Source organism: Salinibacter sp., from assembly GCF_036626415.1.
In the GTDB taxonomy this organism is placed as follows: domain Bacteria; phylum Bacteroidota; class Rhodothermia; order Rhodothermales; family Salinibacteraceae; genus Salinibacter.
In genome coordinates this window covers 1-2,787 of record NZ_JAZKRW010000225.1, presented here as the reverse complement: position 1 = coordinate 2,787, position 2,787 = coordinate 1, and the positions used below count along the sequence as shown (strand labels likewise).

The 2,787-nt window shown below is 69.3% G+C and carries 2 protein-coding genes; both read left to right on the top strand.

Features of this window, described 5'->3' with window-relative positions:
• Nucleotides 1–97: 97 nt before the first annotated feature.
• Nucleotides 98–1,390 (top strand): amidohydrolase family protein, encoded by a 1,293-nt coding sequence (locus V5A20_RS13955; RefSeq protein WP_332315689.1) that lies wholly within the window; start codon nt 98–100, stop codon nt 1,388–1,390.
• Between the two features lie 61 nt (nt 1,391–1,451).
• Nucleotides 1,452–2,672 (top strand): amidohydrolase family protein, encoded by a 1,221-nt coding sequence (locus V5A20_RS13950; protein ID WP_332315688.1) that lies wholly within the window; start codon nt 1,452–1,454, stop codon nt 2,670–2,672.
• Nucleotides 2,673–2,787 lie beyond the last annotated feature (115 nt).

The window sequence follows — 2,787 nt, the reverse complement described above, 5'->3', positions numbered from 1 at the left end:
GGAGGCGTTCCGGAGTGGCTTGCGAGTGTAGCGGGCGCCTCCTACGTTCTAAGGTGCCATTCATCGCTGCTCCTTTTCGAAGTGCGTTGTGCATCCCATGCGAACGGTGCTCCTCTTCCTGACCCTCGCGGGCCTGTGCCTCTGCGCGCCGGCCCAGGCCCAAGACCGGCCCCACGTCTTCCGAAACGCCACCCTCTACCCGATCAGCGAGGAGCCCATCGAGCAGGGCGTCTTGGTGGTGGAAGGGGGCACGATTCAGGCCGTCGGGCCGGCCGGGTCGGTCGACGTGCCCGCGAACGCGGTGGAGCACGACGTGGCGGGGAAGGAAATCATGCCCGGCCTCGTGGACACGCACTCCCACATCGGCGAGGTAAGTGGCGGAGACGAGTCCGCGGCGATGCACCCGGACGCCCGCACCGTCGATGCCATCAACGTACGCCACCCGTCGATGAACCGGGCCCGCGCCGGCGGCATCACGACGGTGCAGTTGATCTCGGGGTCCGGCCACCTGATGAGCGGGCAGACCACCTACCTCAAGCTGCGCGAGGGCGGGACCGTTGGTGACCTGTCGGCCTGTGAGGAGGGGCCGGTCGAAGACTGTGGCGGCATGAAGATGGCCAACGGCACAAATCCCCAGCGGGCGAGCGGGTCCTTTCCGGGCACGCGGGCCCGGGCCGCGGCCATGGCCCGCGAGCAGTTCGTGGCGGCGCAGGAATACCGGCGCAAGAAAGAGCAGGCCGACGATCCGTCGGAGGCCCCGGACCGCGATCTCCGCATGGAGGGCCTGATCGACGTGTTGGAGGGGCGGCGGACGGTGCACTTCCACACGCACCGGCACGACGACATTCTCACGGCGATCCGGCTCAGCGAAGAGTTTGGGTTCGACCTCGTGCTTCACCACGTGAGTGAGGGGTGGAAGGTGGCCGACGAGATTGCCGAGGCGGACGTCCCGGCCTCCATCATTGTGCTCGACTCGCCGGGCGGCAAGCACGAGGCCGACGAACTGGTCTACCGCACGGGGCGGGTGCTTGAGGAGGCGGGCGTGGACGTGGCCTACCACACCGACGACCCCATCACGGACTCCCGGCTGTTCCTGCGGTCTCCGGCCTTCGGGGTGCGCGCGGGGATGTCGCGGGCGGCGGCGCTCGAATCGGTGACCCTGGCGGGGGCGCGCATGCTGGGGCTGGAGGACGAGGTGGGGTCGCTCGAAGCGGGGAAGGATGCGGACTTCATCGTGCTGTCCGGCGACCCGCTCAGCGTGTATACCAAGATCGAACAGACCTGGGTCGAGGGCACGCCGGTCTTCGACCGGTCCGACCCCGACGACCGGAAGTTTGCCACCGGCGGGTACCGGGTCTACGACGGGGCCGCCCAGCACGTCCACGAGTAGCGCTCACGCCGTCCCCTTCCTCCTGTCCGTCTGCTTCCGTCTCCCAACTGAGTGTTCTATCATGTTGAGTTCGCTTGTTCAACCCCGCGGTCTGTCATTCCTTCTCGCCGCGCTCCTGCTGTGGGGCGGCCTGTCGCCGACCCCGGCCCAGTCGCAGCGGGCCGTACGGGCGGATACCCTGTACACGATGACGGGCGCGCCCATCCAGGACGGGGTGGTGCTCATCGAGAACGAAACGATCGCGGCCGTCGGGCCCGCCTCGGAGGTCGACGTGCCGGCGTCCGCCGAGGTGCACGAGGCGTCCGTCGTCACGCCGGGCCTGATCGACCCCCGAGGGACGGTGGGCCTGTCGGGGATCTACAACGTGTCCGCCGACCAGGACCAGCTCGACACCTCCGAGCCGATGCAGCCCGCGCTCCGGGCCCTCGACGCGTACAACCCGCAGGAGCAGCTCGTGTCCTTCGTCCAGCAGCTGGGCTTCACCACCGTGCACACCGGCCACGCGCCGGGGGCGCTCATCAGTGGGCAGACGGCCACGTTCTCGACCGCCGGCGCGACGGTCGAGGCCTCGCTGCGTGATTCGGTCACCGCGGTCGCCTTTACGCTGGGCCCCGACGCGCAGGCCCGCTTCGAGAGCCCGGGGACCCGGGCCAAGGGCGTGTCGATGCTCCGGCAGGCCCTGCACGACGCGCAGGCCGCCATGGACGGAGACGACGCGGGCGGGAGCGACCTGGGGCAGAAGGCCCTACAGGACGTGCTCCGGGGAGAGGTGCCGGCCCTCATCACGGCCCACCGGGCCCACGACATTCAGACGGCCCTCCGGCTCCAGGACGAGTTCGGGTTTGAGATGATTCTGGACGGCGCGGCGGAGGCCTACCTCGTGGTCGACGAGATCGAAGAGGCGGGCGTCCCGGTCATTCTGCATCCCACCATGGCCCGGCCGTCCGGCACCACCCAAAACGCGGCCTTCACCACGGCGGCCACCCTGCACGAGGCCGGCATCCCCGTCGCCATCCAGACCGGCTGGGAGCCCTACGTGCCGAAAACGCGCATCGCGCTCTACGAGGCGGCCATCGCGATGGCCCACGGCCTGCCCCGCACCGCGGCCCTGGCCAGCATTACTCGCGAGGCGGCCGAGATTCTCGACCTGGAAAATGTCGGGACCCTGGCCCCGGGTCAGCGCGCCGATCTGGCCCTCTTCGACGGCGACCCGTTCGAGTACACCACGCACGTCTGCACCGTTCTGAGCGGAGGCGAGGTCGTGAGCGACGAGTGCAAATAGGCAGCGCTACTCGCCCCGACGCGTCACGATCTCCGTCGCGTCGACCCAGGCGATCGGGGCTGGAATGGCGTCCTTCCGAACGAGCGCCCCGATGACGTTGTCTGTTGCCCTGAAG